The following is an 18,183-nucleotide window of genomic DNA, read 5'->3' on the forward strand; positions in this document are numbered from 1 at the left end:
CCTTGAGGGATAATGGATGGGGATGCTCCTGGAGGTGGCCTTCGCTGGCCTTTCCCCCTGGGTTTTCTGGGGAGGGGTGGGGCTTATGGTTTCGGGCTTGGTTCTCGGGGAGGCTTCCTGGCTTGCCCTGGCTCTCCTTTACCCCTGGTGGCGGCTCAGGCAGGGCTGGCGGTTAAGGCTTTTCCCCGATCACTTGAGCCTTCACCCCCCCTTGGGCCTCAGCCGCCGGATCCCCCTGGAGGGGGTGCGGGAGGTGGAGGTGGCCTACTGGCCGGCAGGGCCCTTTTCCCGGGGAAGGCGGGTTTTGGTTCTCCGCCTGGAGAACGGGGAGGGAGTACCCCTTCCCGTGCCCGATCCCGAGGCCCTGGCGGCCCGGATCAGAGAACTTCTAAAAGGGCGAACTTCAGGTAGTGGGTTTCGGGATGGTTGAGGAGGATGGGATGGTCCCATCCCTGCCCCCGTTTCTCCACCACCCTTAGGCTGCGGTGGGCGTCTTCTGCGGCCTCGGCGAGCATCTGGTAGAAGAGGGGCTCGGTCAGGTGGTGGCTACAGCTACTGGTGGCCAGCAGGCCCCCTTCCTTGAGGAGCTTGATGGCCCTTAGGTTCACCTCCTTGTAGGCCCTGTAGGCCCTTTCCAGATCCTTTTTCCCCTTGGCAAAGGCGGGTGGGTCCAGCACGATGAGGTCAAACCGCTCCCCTGCCTTTTCCAGGGCCCTCAGGTGGTCGAAGGCGTTGGCTTCCACCGTCTTCAGGGTGAGCCCATTCAGCCTGGCGTTTTCCTCCGCCTGCCTCAGGGCCTCGGCGGAGCTGTCCACGCTGATCACCTCCTTAAAGCCCAGGGCCAGGTGGAGGCCGAAGCTACCCGCATAGCTGAACACGTCCAGGGCCCTTTCCCCACGGAAGCTTTCCATGAGGATCCGGTTGTCCCGCTGGTCCAGGTAGGCCCCGGTCTTCTGGCCTCCCGTGAGGTCCACCAGATAGCGTATCCGGCCCTCCTTCACCGCTACCCGCTCGGGGGCCTGGCCCAGGAGGGGCCGGACATAAAGGGGGAGGCCCTCGAGTTCCCGGACCCTGGCGTCGTTTTTGGCCAGGAGGCTTTGGGCCAGGGGTTTGAGCCTCTCGGCCACCTGGGGCAAGAGGGCTTCCCAGGCGTGGGCGGTGGTCTGCAGGACCAGGTGGCCGGCGTAGTAGTCCACCACCAGACCCGGCAGGAAATCCCCCTCGGCGTGGGCCAGGCGGAAGCCTCCTTCGGGCTCCTTTTCCAGTGTGGGGAGACGCCGGGCCAAGGCTTTGTCCAGGTTGTCCAAAAGCGCCTCCGCCGGGTCCCTTGCGGGTCGGAAGCGGTAGGCCCGCACGCTGAGGTCGCTGGTGGGGTTGAAGAGGGCTAGGGCCAGAAAGCGCTTGCCCCAGTAGACGGGGTAAAGGCCCGGCTCCTCGGGGCCTGAAAGCACATCGCGGCGAAAGACCCAAAGGTGCCGGGCCAGGAGGCGCTGGGCTCCTTTTTCGTTGACGAGAATCCGCATCGCTTAAGTATACTTAAGCGGGGTTGGTTGACGTTTGCCCCAAAGGCCGGTATCCTATCCGGCAGGCGCAGTTTGCGCATCTTTTCACGAAGGGAGGGGCGATGGGAGGCCTGGGACTTATCAAGAGCCTGGCGGAGAAGGAAAGGGAGCTACTGGCCCGCCTCGAGGCCGCCAAGAAGGAGGCCGAAGCCCTGGTGGGGCAGGCCGAGGCGGAGGCTAGGGCCCTTCTGGAGGATGCCGAGGCCAAGGCTAAGGTTCTGGAGGCCGAGTACCGGGAACGGGAGGCCAAGGAAACGGAGGCCATCCTGGCCCGCTACCGGGCCCAGGCGGAGGCCGAAGCCAGGGCGGTGAAGGAGAAAGCGGGGGCCCGGTTGGAGGAGGCCGTGGCCCTGGTTCTGAAGGAGGTTTTGCCGTGATCGCTCCCATGGAGAAGCTGGTCCTGGCCGGGCCCAAGGCCAAGGCCCAGGAGCTTCTCCACAGCCTCCAGCAGGCGGGGGTGGTCCACCTGGAAACCCTCCGGGTGGAAGAGCTGGCCGAGTATCGGCTTTCCCAGGAAGAGCGAGAGGAACTCAGGCGCTGGGAGGGGGTGGCGGCGGGAGCCGAGCATACCCTCACCCTCTTGGGCCGGGAGATGGAGCCCGCAAGGCCCTTTCCCGATGGGCCAGAGGCGGCGGAAAAGGCCCTTTCCCCCATCCAGGCCCACGCTGAGGGCCTCGCCCGGCAGAAGCAGGAACTGGAGGAGGAGCTCTCCCTGGCCCAGGCCTACCTGGAACCCTTGGAGAAGCTTGCCGCCATGGCCCAGGGCCTGGACCGAAGCGCCTTCTTCCGGGTGGTGCCCTTTTTGATCACGGAAAAGGAGCTTTCCCTGGTGGAGGAGGCCTTGAAAAAGGCCCTGGAGGAGCGGTTCATCCTGGCCAGCCAGCCCTACTCCAAAGGGGTTGCCGGGCTTCTCGTGGTGCACCGCAAGGACCTCGAGGCGGCCAAGGCTGCCCTCTCCCGGGCCGGGGTGGCGGAGTTGCGCCTCCCTGGCAACTACGGCGACCTTCCCCTAAGCGAGGCCGCCCGCCGGTTGAAGGAGCGGGCCGAGGCTGCCCCCAAGGAGCTTTCCGAGGTGCGCCAGGCCCTTTACCGGCTGGCCCAGGAGGCCTCCTCCACCCTGCAAAGCCTCTGGACCCGGGCCAAGGACGAGGCGGCCCGGCTTAAGGCCTTGGAAGAGCTGGCCTCGGGCCGGTTCGGCTTCGCCCTTTTGGGCTACGTGCCGGTGAAGGCCAAGGGCCGGGTGGAGGAGGCCTTGGCCCGCCACAAGGACCAGGTGATCTACGCCTTTGAGCCGGTGGACGAGCACCACGAGGCGGATCGAGTACCCGTGGCCCTGGACAATCCTCCTTGGGTCAAGCCCTTTGAGCTTCTGGTGAGCTTCCTCAACACCCCCAAGTACGGCTCCCTGGACCCCACCCCGGTGGTGCCCCTCTTCTTCCCCTTCTGGTTCGGCATGATCGTGGGGGACATAGGGTATGCCCTTCTTTTCCTGCTCCTTGGGCGGTGGCTCTCCGGGTTCGTGAAACGGAATGAGCCTCTGGTCATCGACCTTTTTGCCCTGCGACTCAAGCCCGCCGTCATTGGGAAGCTGGTCTATATCCTCAACTGGATGGTCTTCTGGACGGTGGTCTGGGGCTTCGTCTACGGGGAGTTCTTCGGCACCTTCCTGGAGCACCTGGGGGTGTTTGGCACCCCTGAGCACCCGGGTCTCATCCCCATCCTCATTCCCCGCATTGACACCGCCAAGACCGCCAACCTGCTTATCCTCCTTTCCGTGGCCTTCGGGGTGGTCATGGTCTTCTGGGGCCTGGTCTTGAGGGCCTACCTGGGCCTCAAGCACCGCCACATGGGCCACTTCTGGGAGGGCGTGGGGTACCTGGGGGGCCTGGTGGGCATCCTGGCCCTGGCGGCCTCTTACCTGGGGAACCTCCAGGCTGGGTGGCTGTCTGGGCTCCTGTACTTGGGCTTTGGCGTGTTCTTGCTTGCGGTTCTCCTGAGCCGTATGTGGCTCATGATCCCGGAGATCTTCACCCAGGCGGGGCACATCCTCTCCCACATCCGTATCTATGCGGTGGGGGCTGCTGGGGGTATCCTGGCGGGTCTTCTCACCGATGTGGGCTTCGCCCTGGCGGAGCGGATCGGGCTTCTGGGGGTGTTTTTGGGCATCGCTGTGGCGGGGGTTTTGCATCTCCTCATCCTGCTCCTCACCACCCTGGGCCACATGCTCCAGCCCATCCGTCTTATCTGGGTGGAGTTCTTCACCAAGTTCGGTTTCTACGAGGAGAACGGCAGGCCTTACCGGCCGTTCAAGAGCGTCCGCGAGACGCTTTAGGGAGGGAAAGAGATGAAGAAGCTTCTGGTTACGGTTCTGGTGGCGGTTTTCGGCGCTCTGGCTTTTGCGGCGGAGGAGGCGGCGGCCTCCGGGGGCTTGGACCGAGGCCTTATCGCCGTGGGGATGGGCCTGGCGGTGGGCCTGGCGGCTTTGGGTACCGGTGTGGCCCAGGCCCGCATCGGTGCGGCGGGCGTGGGGGCCATCGCCGAGGACCGGAGCAACTTCGGTACCGCCCTGATCTTCCTCCTCCTGCCCGAGACGCTGGTGATCTTCGGCCTTCTCATCGCCTTCATCCTGAACGGCAAGCTGTAAGGGGTTTTTAGGGCCCTGCCCCTTGTGGGGTGGGGCCTTTTTCCAAGGAGGGCAGATGTCCAAACTGGAAGCCATTTTGAGCCAGGAGGTGGAGGCGGAGATCCAGACCGTCCTGCAAGAGGCCAAGGCCAAGGCGGAGACCCTGAAGTCCGAGGCCAAGGCCAAGGCCGAGGGCTTGCTTGCCGCCAAGAAGCGGGCCCTCGAGGCCAGCCTTCAGGCCGCCATCCGCCGGGCAGAAAGCGCCGGGGAACTCCTCCTGGCCACAGCCCGTACCGAGGCCAAGGGGGAGGTGCTCTCCCAGGTGAAGGCCAAGGTGGAGGAGGCCCTCAGGGCCTTGCCGGATAGCCCCGAATGGCCTCAGGTGTTGCGGAAGCTGGCCGAGGAGGCCCTTCTGGCCTTGGGCGAGCCCGAGGCCCTGGCCTCCCATCCGGACAATCTTCCCCACCTGGAGGGCCTGGCGCGGGAGCGGGGCCTGGAGCTTAGGGCCGACCCTGCCCTGCGCCTCGGGGTGAGGGCCATCGGCAAGGGGGGCAGGACCCAGGTGGAGAACGCCCTGTTAAGCCGTCTGGACCGGGCCTGGGATGCCCTTTCCTCCAAGGTGGCCCAGCTGCTGTGGGGCTAGGACATGGCGGACGACTTCGGCTACCTAAACGCCCGGGTGCGGGCCAGGAGGAGCACCCTCCTCAAGGAGAGCTTCTTTCAGGAGGCCTTGGACCTTTCCTATCCCGATTTTCTGCGCCTGCTTTCCGAGAGCGTCTACGGCCAGGACCTAGCCGGCCAGGGCCTTCCCGAGGTGGACCGGGCCATCGCCCTCACCCAGGCCCGGTTGGTGGGGGACCTGGCGGGGTTGGTCACGGGGGAGGCTCGGGAGGCGGTGCGGCTTCTCCTCCTCAGAAACGACCTCGCCAACCTGCAAGCCGTCCTCCGGGCCAAGGCCACGGGGAGGCCCTTTGAGGAGGTGGTGCTTCTCCCGGGCACCTTGAAGGAAGCCCTTTGGCGGCAGGCCTACGAGGCCCAGGATGCGGCGGGGATGGCCCAGGTGCTTTCCGTGCCCGGCCATCCCCTGGCCCGGGCCTTGAGGTCGGTGCTCCGGGAAACCCAGGACCTGGCGCGCATCGAAGCCCTTTTGGCCAAGCGCTTCTTTGAAGGGGTGGCCAAAGCCTCCAAGGCCCTGGAGGAGACGGCCCTGAGGGATTACCTGGCCCTCGAGGTGGATGCGGAGAACCTGCGCACCGCCTTCAAGCTCCAGGGGCAGGATGTGCCGGTGGAAACCGTCTTCATACGGGGTGGGCGGTTCGTGGACAGGGTGCGCTTCGCCCGGCTCCTCGAGGGGGATTACGCCGTCTTGGACGAGCTTTCGGGCACTCCCCTCGCTTCCTTGGCGGGCGCTCGAGACCTGAAGGAACTGGAGCGGAGGCTCAGGTGCCTCCTCCTTAGGGAGGCCCGGAAGGGGGCCGCCGATCCCTTGGGCGTGGGTTTGGTGCTGGCCTATGTGAAGGAAAGGGAGTGGGAGGCGGTACGGCTTAGGCTTTTAGCCAGGCGAGCTTACTTCGGGCTTCCCCGCTCTAGGGTGGAGGAGGAGGTGGTCTGCCCATGAAGATCGCGGTGATCGCCGATCCCGAGGCGGCGCAGGGGTTTCGGCTGGCGGGCCTCGAGGCCTACGCCGCCACCTCGGCAGAGGAAGCCCGGGCCCGGCTGGAAAACCTGGTCCAGGCCGGAGGCTACGCCTTAGTGGCCGTGGACCAGGGGCTTTTGCCGGAGCCGGAGAAGGCGGTGGAGCGGCTCATGCGGGGCAAGGACCTGCCGGTCCTCCTCCCCATCGCCGGCCTCAGCGAGGCTTTCCAAAACCCCGACGTGGAAGGTTACATGCGCGAGCTGGTGCGGAGGACCATCGGCTTCGACATCAAGCTGTAGAATGGAGGGAAGATGATCCAAGGCGTGATCGAGAAGATCGCGGGCCCGGCGGTGATCGCCAAGGGCATGACCGGGGCCCGCATGTACGACATCTGCAAGGTGGGCCACGAGGGCCTGGTGGGGGAGATCATCCGCCTGGACGGGGACACCGCCTTCGTCCAGGTCTACGAGGACACCTCTGGCCTTAAGGTGGGGGAGCCCGTGGTGTCCACGGGCCTCCCCCTGGCGGTGGAGCTGGGCCCGGGGATGCTCAATGGCATCTACGACGGCATCCAGCGACCTCTGGAGCGCATCCAGGAGAAGACCGGCATCTACATCACCCGGGGCGTGGTGGTTCACGCCCTGGACCGGGAGAAAAAGTGGGCCTGGACCCCCAGGGTGAAGCCGGGGGACGAGGTGCGGGGAGGCATGGTGCTCGGCACCGTGCCCGAGTTCAACTTCACCCACAAGATCCTGGTGCCCCCGGACGTGAAGGGTCGGGTCAAGGAGGTGAAGCCCGCCGGGGAGTACACGGTGGAGGAGCCGGTGGTGGTCCTGGAGGATGGCACCGAGCTCAAGATGTACCACACCTGGCCCGTGCGCCGCGCTAGGCCCGTGCAGAGGAAGCTGGACCCCAACACCCCCTTCCTCACGGGCATGCGCATCCTGGACGTCCTCTTTCCCGTGGCCATGGGGGGGACCGCTGCCATCCCGGGCCCCTTTGGCAGCGGCAAGACCGTGACCCAGCAGTCCCTGGCCAAGTGGTCCAACGCCGACGTGGTGGTCTACGTGGGCTGCGGGGAGCGGGGCAACGAGATGACCGACGTCTTGGTGGAGTTCCCCGAGCTCACCGACCCCAAGACGGGCGGGCCCCTCATGCACCGCACCGTGCTCATCGCCAACACCTCCAACATGCCCGTGGCCGCCCGGGAGGCCAGCATCTACGTGGGGGTGACCATCGCCGAGTACTTCCGCGACCAGGGCTTCGCCGTTGCCCTCATGGCCGACTCCACCAGCCGATGGGCGGAGGCCCTGCGGGAGATCTCCAGCCGCCTCGAGGAGATGCCCGCAGAAGAAGGTTACCCCCCTTACCTGGCCGCCCGGCTGGCCGCCTTCTACGAGCGCTCGGGCAAGGTCATCACCCTGAATGGGGAGGAGGGGGCCGTGACCATCGTGGGGGCCGTTTCCCCTCCCGGCGGCGACATGTCCGAGCCCGTGACCCAGTCCACCCTGCGCATCGTGGGGGCCTTCTGGCGCCTGGACGCTTCCTTGGCCTTCCGCCGCCACTTCCCGGCCATCAACTGGAACGGCTCCTACTCCCTCTTCACCGGGGCCTTGGACCCCTGGTATCGGGAGAACGTGGCCAAGGACTACCCCGAGCTCCGGGACGCCATCTCCGAGCTCCTGCAGCGGGAGGCGGGCCTGCAGGAGATCGTGCAGCTCGTGGGCCCCGATGCCCTGCAGGACGCGGAGCGCCTGGTCATCGAGGTGGGGCGCATCATCCGCGAGGACTTCCTGCAGCAGAACGCCTACCACGAGGTGGACGCCTACTGCTCCATGGGCAAGGCCTATGGCATCATGAAGATGATCCTCACCCTCTACAAGGAGGCGGAGGCCGCCATCCGGCGGGGCATCACCATCGACGAGATCCTGGCCCTGCCCGTCATCGAGCGCATTGGTCGGGCCCGCTACGTGAGCGAGGAGGAGTTCCCCCGCTACTTTGAGGCGGCCATGGGGGAGATTGAGGGGGCCTTCAAGGCCCTGGCCTAAGGAGGGAAGATGGACCTTCTGAAGAAGGAGTACACGGGCATCACCTACATCTCGGGGCCTCTCCTCTTCGTGGAGAACGCCAAGGACCTGGCCTACGGGGCCATCGTGGACATCAAGGACGGCACCGGCCGGGTCCGCGGCGGTCAGGTGATTGAGGTTTCCGAGGAGTACGCGGTCATCCAGGTGTTTGAGGAGACCACGGGGCTGGACCTGGCCACCACCAGCGTGAGCCTGGTGGAGGATGTGGCCCGGCTTGGGGTTTCCAAGGAAATGCTGGGCCGGCGCTTCAACGGGATCGGCAAGCCCATCGACGGCCTGCCCCCCATTACCCCGGAAAAGCGCCTCCCCATCGTGGGCCTGCCCCTGAACCCCGTGGCCCGCAGGAAGCCGGAGGAGTTCATTCAGACCGGCATTTCCACCATCGACGTGATGAACACCCTGGTCAGGGGGCAGAAGCTCCCCATCTTCTCCGGCTCGGGCCTTCCCGCCAACGAGATCGCCGCCCAGATTGCCCGCCAGGCCACGGTGCGCCCCGACCTCTCCGGGGAGGGGGAGAAGGAGGAGCCCTTCGCGGTGGTCTTCGCCGCCATGGGCATCACCCAGCGGGAGCTCTCCTACTTCATCCAGGAGTTCGAGCGCACCGGGGCCCTAAGCCGCTCCGTCCTCTTCCTGAACAAGGCGGACGACCCCACCATCGAGCGCATCCTCACCCCCCGCATGGCCCTCACCGTGGCGGAGTACCTGGCCTTTGAGCACGACTACCACGTGCTGGTTATCCTCACGGACATGACCAACTACTGCGAGGCCCTGCGGGAGATCGGGGCGAGCCGCGAGGAGATCCCCGGCCGGCGCGGATACCCGGGCTACATGTACACGGACCTGGCCACCATCTACGAGCGGGCCGGGGTGGTGGTGGGCAAGAAGGGGTCCGTGACCCAGATCCCCATCCTCTCCATGCCCGACGACGACCGCACCCACCCCATCCCCGACCTCACTGGGTACATCACCGAGGGGCAGATCCAGCTCTCCCGGGAGCTCCACCGCAAGGGCATCTACCCGCCCATTGACCCTCTGCCCTCCCTCTCCCGGCTCATGAACAACGGGGTGGGCAAGGGCAAGACCCGGGAGGACCACAAGCAGGTTTCCGACCAGCTCTACTCCGCCTACGCCAACGGGGTGGACATCCGCAAGCTGGTGGCCATCATCGGCGAGGACGCCCTCACCGAGAACGACCGCCGCTACCTGCAGTTCGCCGACGCCTTTGAGCGGCATTTCATCAACCAGGGCCAGCAGAACCGCTCCATTGAGGAGAGCCTGCAGATCGCCTGGGCCCTCCTCTCCATGCTGCCCCAGGGGGAGCTCAAGCGGATTTCCAAGGACCACATCGGCAAGTACTACGGGCAGAAGCTGGAGGAGATCTGGGGTGCTCCCCAGGCCCTTTAGGCCCCGTCCGGGGGTCCCCGGTAAGGAGGTGCTGTCGTGAGCCAAGTGAGCCCCACCCGCATGAACCTCCTGCAGCGGCGCGGCCAGTTGCGCCTGGCGCAGAAGGGGGTGGACCTCCTCAAGAAGAAGCGGGATGCCCTGGTGGCGGAGTTCTTCGGCCTGGTCAAGGAGGCCTTGGAGGCCCGTAAGGCCCTGAACCGGGCGGCCCAGGAGGCCTATGGGGCCTTGCTTCTCGCCCAGGCCTTTGACGGGCCGGAGGTGGTGTCCGGGGCAGCCTTGGGGGTGAGGCCCCTCGAGGAGGTGCAGGCGGAGGTGGAAAACGTCTGGGGGAGCAAGGTGCCGAGGCTCAAGGCCACCTTCCCCGACGGGGCCTTGCTCTCCCCGGTGGGCACCCCGGCCTACACCCTGGAAGCCGCCCGGGCCTTCCGCCGCTACGCCGAGGCCTTGATCCAGGTGGCCAACACGGAAACCCGCCTGAAAAAGATCGGGGAGGAGATCAAGAAGACCACCCGACGGGTGAACGCCCTGGAGCAGGTGGTGATCCCCGGGATCCGGGGCCAGATCCGCTTCATCCAGCAGGTGCTAGAGCAGAGAGAGCGGGAGGACACCTTCCGACTGAAGCGCATCAAGGGCAAGATCGAGGCCCGGGAGGCGGAGGCGGAAGGGGGTCGGCCAAACCCCCAGCTGGAGATCGGGGCAGGGCTTTAGCGCATTCCTAGAGGGGTAAAAAAGGCCCCGGGTGATCACCCGGGGCCTTGCACGCTTCCCTACTGGGCCTTGGCTTCCTTCAGCATGTTGAGGAGCACGGTCTGGAGGATGCCGCCATTCTTGTAGTAATCCACCTCCACCGGGGTGTCCAGGCGGGCGATGGCCTGGAAGCGAACCTCTGTGCCGTCTTCCTTTCTGGCCACCACCTCCACCTTCTTGCGGGGGGTGAGGTACTGAAGGCCCAGGATGTCGTAAACCTCGTAGCCGGTGAGGCCCAAGGTCTCCCGGTTCTCCCCGGGCAGGAACTCCAGGGGCAGGACCCCCATGCCCACCAGGTTGGAGCGGTGGATGCGCTCGAAGCTTTCCGCCAGCACCGCCTTGATGCCCAGGAGGAAGGTGCCCTTGGCCGCCCAGTCGCGGCTAGAACCGGTACCGTACTCCTTGCCGGCGATGACCAGAAGGGGGGTACCCTCCTCCTGGTAGCGCATGGCCACGTGGTAGACGAAGTCCACTTCTCCCTCAGGAAGCTTCTTGGCGAAACCTCCTTCTACCCCATCCAGCATCAGGTTCTTGATGCGGATGTTGGCGAAGGTGCCCCGCATCATCACCTCGTGGTTGCCCCGGCGGGAGCCGTAGGAGTTGAAGTCTTCGGGCTTGACCCCCTTGGAGATCAGGTACTGGCCCGCCGGGCTCTTCACCGGGATGGCCCCGGCGGGGGAGATGTGGTCGGTGGTCACGGAATCCCCGAGGACCAAAAGCACCCTGGCCCCCCGGATATCCCCCACCTGGTGCTGGCCCAGGTTCCGGAAGAAGGGAGGGTTTTGGATGTAGGTGCTCTCAGGATCCCAGTGGAAAAGCTCTCCGGTGGGGGCGGGCAGGGCCTGCCAGCGCTCGTCCCCCTCAAAGACCCTGGCGTATTCCTTCTTGAAAAGCTCGGGGTCCAGGGTCTTGGCCATGGCCTCCCGGACCTCCTCCATGGAGGGCCAGATGTCCTTGAGGTAGACGGGCTTGCCGTTGGGGTCATAGCCCAGGGGCTCGGTGGCGAAGTCGATGTCCATGCGGCCCGCCAGGGCGTAGGCCACCACCAGCATGGGGCTTGCCAGGTAGTTGGCTTTCACATGGGGGTTGATGCGCCCTTCAAAGTTGCGGTTGCCGGAGAGGACGGCGGCCACCACCAGGTTCCCCTCCTCCACCGCCTTGGCGATGTCCTCGGGCAGGGGGCCGGAGTTGCCGATGCAGGTGGTGCACCCGTAGCCCACCACGTGGAAACGCAGGGCCTCGAGAAAGGGAAGGAGGCCGCTGGCCTCGAGGTAGTCCGTCACCACCTTGGAGCCCGGGGCCAGGGAGCTCTTCACCCAGGGCTTGGTGTCCAGGCCCGCCTCCACCGCCTTCTTGGCCAAAAGCCCGGCTCCCAGCATCACCGTGGGGTTGGAGGTGTTGGTGCAGCTGGTGATGGCGGCGATGACCACGGAGCCATGGGTGAGCTCAAACTCCTCGTCCTGGCGCTTCACCAGCACTTTTTTGGAGAGCTGGTCCTGGGTGAGGCCGAAGCCCCGTTCCTTCACCGGCTTGGTGAGGTGGGCCAGGAAGCTTTGCTTCACCTCCTTAAGGGCCACCCGGTCCTGGGGCCGCTTGGGGCCGGCCAGGGAAGGTTCCACCGTGGCGAGGTCCAGCTCCAGGTACTCGGAGTACTGCACCTTGGCCTCCGCCTCGGGGGTGCGGAAAAGCCCCACCGCCTTGGTGTAGGCCTCCACCAGCTCCACCAGCTCCTCCGGGCGGCCCGTGAGCCTCAAATAGTTCAGGGTTTCCTCGTCCACGGGGAAGAAGCCCATGGTGGCCCCGTACTCGGGGGCCATGTTGGCGATGGTGGCCCGGTCGGCCAGGGAGAGCTTGGCCACCCCGGGCCCGTAGAACTCCACGAACTTGCCCACCACCCCGTGCTTGCGGAGAATCTCGGTGATGGTGAGGACCAGATCGGTGGCGGTGGCCCCTTCGGGAAGCTCCCCGTAGAGCTTGAAGCCCACCACCTTGGGGGCCAGCATGTAGTAGGGCTGGCCCAGCATGACCGCCTCGGCCTCGATGCCCCCCACCCCCCAGCCCAGGACCCCGAGGCCATTGACCATGGTGGTGTGGCTGTCGGTGCCCACCAGGCTGTCGGGGAAGGCGAGAAGGAGGCCATCCCGCTTTTCGGTCATCACCACCTGGGCCAGGTACTCCAGGTTCACCTGGTGGACGATGCCGGTGCCCGGGGGTACCACCCGGAAGTTCTGCAGGGCTCCCTGGGCCCACTTGAGGAGCAGGTAGCGCTCCCGGTTCCGCTCGTACTCCTTCTCCACGTTGTGGAAGAAGGCGTAGGCGGTGCCGAAGGCGTCCACCTGCACCGAGTGGTCGATGACCAGGTCGGCGGGCACCACGGGGTTGATGCGCTTGGGGTCCCCACCCCGCTCGGCCACGGCATCCCGCATGGCGGCCAGGTCCACCACCGCCGGGACCCCGGTGAAGTCCTGGAGGATGACCCGGGCCAGCTTCAGGGGCACGTTGATCTCCCCGGGTTCAGGTTGCCAGCGGGCCAGGGCTTCGATGTCTTCCTGGGTCACCTGGTAGCCGTCCTCGTTTCTGAGGAGGCTTTCCAGCATGATGCGGATGGAGAAGGGAAGGCGGCTTACCTCGGCAATCCCTTTTCTTTCCAGTTCCGTGAGGTCAAAGTAGGCGTAGGTGCCGCTTGGGGTGTTAAGGGTCTTAAGGGTTTGGAAACTATCCTTCATGGCTGCTCCTTTCCCTTCCCCCTTTCTAAACCACACCCAGCAGGTTGCAAACCCCAGTGCCCAGGCGCCAAAGCCGGGGTTTCAGATGGGTGCGAGTTTTAGGGGAAAGTGTTCCGAGGGGGGGCGCCCGCCCCGGCCATTTCCACTATATCACCTTGGCCCTCAGCGGTGGGCTTGGGGCGGGGCAGGGGCCTCCAGGCCCAGGCCTTCCAAGAAAAGCAGGACCTCCTCCTGGATCTCCCGCCATAGGGCTTCCCGGGGTCTTCGGGCGGGCCGGTCCCCCTTCTGGGGGCCATAGGCGCCAAAGCCCGCATGGTTTAGCCCCTCCACGAAGACCACCCGGGCGTTTTTGGGGAGGAGCCGGGCCTTTTCCCGGGCTTTTTCCGGGGGGAGAAGGCCGTCTTCCGTGCCGAAAAGGGCCAGGACGGGAAAGTTTTCCTGGGAAAGGTCCTTTTCTGGGTAGCTGGCGAAGAGGATAAGGGGAAGCCCTTCCGAGGCGGCCAGCTCTGCCGCCGCCACCCCGCCCAGGCTGTGTCCACCCACTACCAAGGGGAGGGTGGGGTGGGCGGCCTTAGCCTCCAAGGCCCGTTCCTTGCCCAAGAGGGCGATCCCCGAGGGCACCTTCAGAAGGACCACCAGGTACCCCGCCTCCGCCACCGGGGCCAGGACCGGGGCGTAGGCCAAGGGTTCCACCCGGGCCCCGGGGTAGAAGGCCAAAAGGGCCGTGGGGGCTCTGGGGATGAGCTCTAGGCCGTAAGAGGCCTCCCGCACCTCGAGGCCAGCTTGCTTCAAGGCCTCCTGGGCCACGGCCTCCGCCTTTAAGGGCCTGAGGAAATAGTGGGCTACCCCGGCCACGGCCAGGGCCAGGAGGAAGGCTGCCACCAGGAAGAGGAGAAGGAGCTTTTTGGCGCTCATGGATCACTTCAGGATCGCTGCCCGGGCCCTTCGCCCTTCAAAGGCGTAGAAGGCCGCGGGCACCACGAAGAGGGTGAGGAGGGTGGAGGAAAGAAGCCCTCCCAGGATGATCACCCCCAAAGGCCTGCGGTACTCCGCCCCTTCCCCGGTGCCCAGGAGCAGGGGAAGGCTGATGATGAGCACGGTGAGGGTGGTCATGAGGATCGGCCTTAAGCGGAGCCGGGCCGCCTCCACCAGGGCTTCCCTCAAGGGCTTTTCCCGCATGCGCCTTACGGCGAAGTCCAGGAGGAGGATGGCGTTTTTGGTGACCAGACCGATGAGCATCACCACCCCCAGCACGCTGATCACGTCCAGGCCGGTTCCCAAAAGGTAGGTAAGCCAGAAGGCCCCCACCAAGGCTAAGGGGACGGGGAGGAGGAGGTAAAGGGGGTAGCGCCAGGCGTTGAACTGGCTGGCGATGACCAGGTAGTTGAGCACCAGGGCCAGGGCGAAGGCCAGGGGGGCGAGCCGGGCCAGTTCCCCGGTGAAGCTACCCAGGCCCGTGGCCAAGAGCTCCACCCCATCGCCCAGAAGCCCCTTGGACTGGAGTTCCGCCTCCAGCTCCCTTTGGATTTGGAAGGTCCCGGGGGCATTCGGCTTCAAGTTGATGTTGATGCCGGCGGCGTAGGCTTGGTTGCGCCTCGAGATTAGGGTGGGTCCAGGCCGCTCCACGAACCGCCCCAGGTTGGAAAGGGGCAGGAAGGCCCCCAGGGCAGGGGCGTAGATGGGCAGGGAGAGGAGGTCGGACTCACCCCCGAGGCGTAGGGGGTCCACCTGGACCACGATGGCCAGCTCCTCGCCGCTCCTCCTGGCGGTGGCCGCCTGGGTGCCCGAGAGGTAAAGGCGCAGGGTCTGGGCCACGTCCAAGGGGGTGAGGCCGGTGCCGGAAAGCCGGGCAGGATCGGGGACGAAGACCCGTTCCCGCTGGGTGGCCTCGAGGGTGTTCTTCACGTTGAGGACGTAGGGTTTTTCCGCGATGAGTTGGGTGATCTCCTTTACCCGCTTTTCCAGAAGGGCCCGGTCGGGGCTGGTGACAAAAAACTGCAGGTCCGCATCCCCGGCCTCGGGGCCGGTCTGGGCCAGGACCCGCAGGTCGGCCCCAGGGAAATCCTTAAGGGCCTCCCGTCCTTGGCGGTTGAAGACCTCGGTGAGGGTGAAGATGTCCGGGCGCTCATCCTTGGGCTTCAGGACGATCTGGAGCTGTACCCGGCTGGGGTCCCCCACCTGGGCCCCACCGGTGGCGCTGGCCCCCACGGTGGTGACCACCCGGCTCACGGCGGGGTGGGAGAGGAAGTAGGCCTCGAGGGCCCTTGACGCCCGGTCGGAGACCGCTAAGGGGGTGTCCTTGGGCAAGAGCAGGGTGGCGGTGAGGACCCCGGTGTCGGAGCGGGGGGTGAAGTTGAAGGGGATCCTGGGCAGGATGGGGAAGAGGGAGAGGAAGGCCAGGGTGGCGAGGCCCAGGACCACCCAAGGCCGCCTTAGGACCTGGCCTAGGCTTCGGGCGTAGGCCTCGGTGAGGCGATGCATCAAGGCCTCGGAGCTGGCGTGAAGGAGGTGGGTGAGGGCTCCCGCCAGGTCCAGGAAAAAGCGGCCTAGGTAGCGCCCAAGGCCGAGGAGGGCGGGGTACAGGGGAAGGAGGAGGAGCCAAAGGGGTCCCTGCCGGTAGAGGAGGAAGGCGGCCAGGGCTCCGAGGAGAAGGCCCGCTGGGGTGCGGAAGCCCCTTCGGTAAGCGAAGCGAAGGTCCTGGGGCAGGAGGCGTAGGGCCAGAAGGGCTTCCTTGGAGCTTGGGGGTTCCGGGTCGGGGAAGTAGGCCAGGCGCACGGTGAGGAAAAGGAGGGCCTCCAGCCAGCTCACGGCGATGGCGGCGGCCATCCCCAGGCCGAACTGCTGGAAGATCTGGCCGATGATGCCCGGGAGGAAGCTGATGGGGAGGAATACCGCTAAAAGGCTCAGGGTGGCGGCGGCCACCGCCACGGAAACCTCGCTGGCTCCCTTCAACACCGCTTCTTTGGGGCTGAAGCCCATCCGGCGGTAGCGGTCGATGTTCTCCGCCACCACGATGGAGTCGTCCACCACGATGCCCACCGCCACGGTGAGGGCCAGGAGGCTGATGAGGTTGTAGGTGAAGCCCAAAAGGCCGAAGAGGAGGATGGCCCCCGAGAGGGTGATGGGGATGGCCAGGATCACGGAGAAGACGGAGTTCAGCTTCCCCAAGAAGACCAACACCACCAAGGACACCGCCAGGGCGGCCAGGAAAGCTTCCCGCACCGTGTCCAAAACGGCGGCCCGGATGAAGCGGGTGGAGTCTAGGGCGACCTCCGCTCGGTAGCCTGCGGGGAGCCGGGTTTCCGCCAGGGTCTTTTTGACCCCGTCCGCCACGGCCACAGCGTTGGAGTCCGGGGTCTTCACCACCGCCAGGAGGACGGCGGGGCGGCCGTTCAGGCGATTTAGGGTGCTGGGCTCCTCCGCCCGCTCCTCCACCCGGGCCACGTCCCTGATCCTGAGGCCCCGGGAGGGATCCAGGAGCACGTCCGCCACCTCCGAGGCGGTGGCGGGGGTGTTGCGCAGGGTGTAGACCAGGCGCTTTTCCTCCTCGGTGAGGCTTCCCAAGGGCAGGTTCAAGGCCGAGGTGGAAAGCGCCTGCACCACCTGGCCGGGGGCTACCCCCAGGGCTTGCAGGCGGTCAGGGTCCAGGTAAACCTGGATGGCCCTCTTGGGCGCCCCGGTGAGGCGGATATCCGCCACTCCCGGCACCAGCTGGAGGCGGGGCTTTAGGGTTCGCTCGGCGTAGCGCAACACCCGGGAGAGATCCTCCCCGGGCGCCTCGAGGGCCACGTAGAGGATGGGGCTCGCCGAGGGGTCGAACTTCTGCACCACGGGGGGCGAGGCATCCTTGGGAAGTAGGGCGCGGGTGGCGGCCACCTTCTGGCTCACCTCCACCGCCACCCGGTCCACGTCCACCCCTTGCTGGAACTGGACGAAGACCAGGCTGAAACCCTCGGTGGAGCTGCTTCCGATGGTGTCCACCCCGCTTAGGGTGGATAGGGCGTCCTCGAGGGGTTTGGATACTTGCTCCGCCACCTCCTCAGGACCGGCCCCGGGGTAGCTGGTGGAAACCGCCACCACGGGCACGCTGAAGCGGGGCAGGAGTTCCACCCCAAGCCCAAGGCCCAGGAGCAGACCCACCAGGACCAGGCCCACGAAGATGGCCGTGGCGAAGACGAATCGCTCCACGAAGAAGGCCACCAGGGGATTGATCCTCACCGGACCACCTCCACGGGATCGCCATCCTTGAGGCCCACGGGCACGGGATGGATGACCTCGGCGCCCTCCTCAAGGCCCTCCACCGCCGCCTGCCCCCCCTCCTGGGCAAGAAGGCGCACGGGGGTTGTTCTCGCCTTCCCCGCCTTCACCTGGTAGACCAGGGTTTCCCCCTCCCGGACCTGGAGGCTCGCTGAGGGGAGGAGGAAGCCTTCGGCCAGCTTCACCCGGTAGCGCACCTCGGCTGGACCCGGGAGCAGTGTGCCTTCCGGCTTCAGGACCACCTCCACCAGGCGGGTCTGTCCCGGGAGGTCCGTCTTGCGCAGGAGGCGTGCCCGTACCTCCCGCCCGTTTTGCCTGAGGAGGAAGGGAGTGTCTGGGGTGAGGGCGCTGGCTTGGTCGGGAGGGAGGTAGACCTTGGCCAAAAGGCGGTCCGTGGTGGCCAACCGGAAGGCCCGGCTTCCTGTTCCCACGAACTCCCCTTCCCTTACGAAGACCTCCACCACCTCCCCGGCGAAGGGGGCCCGCACCGTGCTTTCCTTAAGGTTCCTTTCCGCCTGGTGCACCTGGAGCCGGGCGGCCTCCACCTGAAGCTCCAAAAGCCTGAGGTCCTCCCCCCGCTCTAGGCGGGATAGGGCCTCGAGGGCGTTCTGGTAGTTGCTTTCCGCCTGGCGGTACTGGGCCTCGAGGGCCTTGAGGTCCAAAGGGGCTAAGGCCCCCGCCGAAAGCAGGGCCTGGCCTTCCTCGTAGCGCTTCTTGGCCGCCTGGAGCTGGGCCTCTGCCGCCTGAAGCTGGGCCTTGAGGGTGGCCCGGTTTCCCGCCAGCTGGCTTCGGGTGCGCTCCAGGTTGGCCTCGGCCTGCTTGAGGTTTAGCCTGGCAGCTTCCAGGGCCTCCTGGAAGGGAGCAGGGTCCAGGTAGACCACCCCTTCCCCCGCCCCCACCCGGGTGCCGGCGGGAAGCGCTCTAAGGACCCGGCCGGAAGCCCCAGCCGCCACCAGGCTGTCCTTTTCCGCCTGCAGGCTGGCGGAGGTGCGCACCTCCCGTTCCAGCACCCCCCGCTTGGCCTCCACCACCCGCACTTGGAGGGCCAGGGGGGCCTGGGTTGCTGGGAGGGGGGGTTTCGCCTTTTTGGGGGCGCAGGCGAAGAGAAGGAGGGGTAGGAGAAGGAGAAATCGGCGCATGT

15 protein-coding genes are annotated in these 18,183 nt (G+C 66.3%); 10 read left to right on the top strand and 5 right to left on the bottom strand.

The features are described 5' to 3' along the window. Positions 1-16 precede the first annotated feature (16 nt). Positions 17-430 (top strand): hypothetical protein, encoded by a 414-nt coding sequence (locus EBI04_RS00950; protein WP_240695336.1) that lies wholly within the window; start codon positions 17-19, stop codon positions 428-430. Here the strand turns inward: EBI04_RS00950 and EBI04_RS00955 are convergent. Then, complete coding sequence (locus tag EBI04_RS00955; protein WP_135255654.1) at positions 378-1,523, bottom strand: 23S rRNA (cytosine(1962)-C(5))-methyltransferase; 1,146 nt, start codon at positions 1,521-1,523, stop codon at positions 378-380. The two genes, EBI04_RS00950 and EBI04_RS00955, sit on opposite strands and share 53 nt — an antisense overlap. A 101-nt stretch (positions 1,524-1,624) precedes the next feature. On the opposite strand from EBI04_RS00955, the gene EBI04_RS00960 reads away from it, so the two are divergent. From EBI04_RS00960 to atpD, 9 genes are read left to right on the top strand one after another with little or no spacing between them, the layout of a single operon-like run. After that, complete coding sequence (locus EBI04_RS00960) at positions 1,625-1,939, top strand: V-type ATPase subunit subunit G family protein (protein WP_135255655.1); 315 nt, start codon at positions 1,625-1,627, stop codon at positions 1,937-1,939. Continuing rightward, on the top strand, positions 1,936-3,894 hold the full coding sequence (locus EBI04_RS00965; RefSeq protein ID WP_135255656.1) for a V-type ATP synthase subunit I: 1,959 nt from the start codon (positions 1,936-1,938) through the stop codon (positions 3,892-3,894). Before EBI04_RS00960 ends, EBI04_RS00965 begins: the two co-directional genes overlap by 4 nt. A gap of 12 nt (positions 3,895-3,906) precedes the next feature. Beyond that, complete coding sequence (locus tag EBI04_RS00970) at positions 3,907-4,206, top strand: ATP synthase subunit C-like protein (RefSeq protein ID WP_038029369.1); 300 nt, start codon at positions 3,907-3,909, stop codon at positions 4,204-4,206. A 55-nt stretch (positions 4,207-4,261) separates the two neighbouring features. Then, complete coding sequence (locus tag EBI04_RS00975; protein WP_167481849.1) at positions 4,262-4,828, top strand: V-type ATP synthase subunit E; 567 nt, start codon at positions 4,262-4,264, stop codon at positions 4,826-4,828. Positions 4,829-4,831: 3 nt separating this feature from the next. Continuing rightward, a complete protein-coding gene (locus EBI04_RS00980; protein ID WP_135255658.1) occupies positions 4,832-5,803 on the top strand; it encodes a V-type ATPase subunit in 972 nt (323 codons plus the stop codon). A 2-nt stretch (positions 5,804-5,805) separates the two neighbouring features. Continuing rightward, the gene (atpF, locus tag EBI04_RS00985; RefSeq protein ID WP_206202082.1) at positions 5,806-6,120 is read left to right on the top strand and encodes a V-type ATP synthase subunit F; all 315 of its coding nucleotides are present in this window, start codon (positions 5,806-5,808) and stop codon (positions 6,118-6,120) included. Positions 6,121-6,132: 12 nt separating this feature from the next. Next, positions 6,133-7,869 carry a V-type ATP synthase subunit A gene (locus EBI04_RS00990; RefSeq protein ID WP_135255660.1) on the top strand — a complete coding sequence of 579 codons (1,737 nt, stop codon included), beginning with the start codon at positions 6,133-6,135 and terminating at the stop codon, positions 7,867-7,869. A 9-nt stretch (positions 7,870-7,878) separates the two neighbouring features. Further along, complete coding sequence (locus EBI04_RS00995) at positions 7,879-9,312, top strand: V-type ATP synthase subunit B (RefSeq protein WP_038046061.1); 1,434 nt, start codon at positions 7,879-7,881, stop codon at positions 9,310-9,312. Positions 9,313-9,348: 36 nt separating this feature from the next. Next, the gene (gene atpD, locus EBI04_RS01000; RefSeq protein ID WP_135255661.1) at positions 9,349-10,020 is read left to right on the top strand and encodes a V-type ATP synthase subunit D; all 672 of its coding nucleotides are present in this window, start codon (positions 9,349-9,351) and stop codon (positions 10,018-10,020) included. 59 nt (positions 10,021-10,079) lie between these two features. Here atpD and acnA read toward each other — a convergent pair whose 3' ends face one another. The 4 genes from acnA to EBI04_RS01020 form a co-directional block, all read right to left on the bottom strand. Then, on the bottom strand, positions 10,080-12,785 hold the full coding sequence (acnA, locus tag EBI04_RS01005) for an aconitate hydratase AcnA (protein WP_135255662.1): 2,706 nt from the start codon (positions 12,783-12,785) through the stop codon (positions 10,080-10,082). A gap of 162 nt (positions 12,786-12,947) precedes the next feature. Further along, entirely contained in the window at positions 12,948-13,700 is a 753-nt protein-coding gene (locus EBI04_RS01010) for an alpha/beta hydrolase (protein WP_135255663.1), read from the bottom strand. Between the two features lie 3 nt (positions 13,701-13,703). Beyond that, complete coding sequence (locus tag EBI04_RS01015; RefSeq protein ID WP_135255664.1) at positions 13,704-17,003, bottom strand: efflux RND transporter permease subunit; 3,300 nt, start codon at positions 17,001-17,003, stop codon at positions 13,704-13,706. Beyond that, a complete protein-coding gene (locus EBI04_RS01020; protein ID WP_135255665.1) occupies positions 17,000-18,181 on the bottom strand; it encodes an efflux RND transporter periplasmic adaptor subunit in 1,182 nt (393 codons plus the stop codon). Before EBI04_RS01020 ends, EBI04_RS01015 begins: the two co-directional genes overlap by 4 nt. Between the last annotated feature and the right edge of the window lie 2 nt (positions 18,182-18,183).

The sequence above is a fragment of the Thermus caldilimi genome (assembly GCF_004684245.1).
Taxonomy (GTDB): Bacteria; Deinococcota; Deinococci; order Deinococcales; family Thermaceae; genus Thermus; species Thermus caldilimi.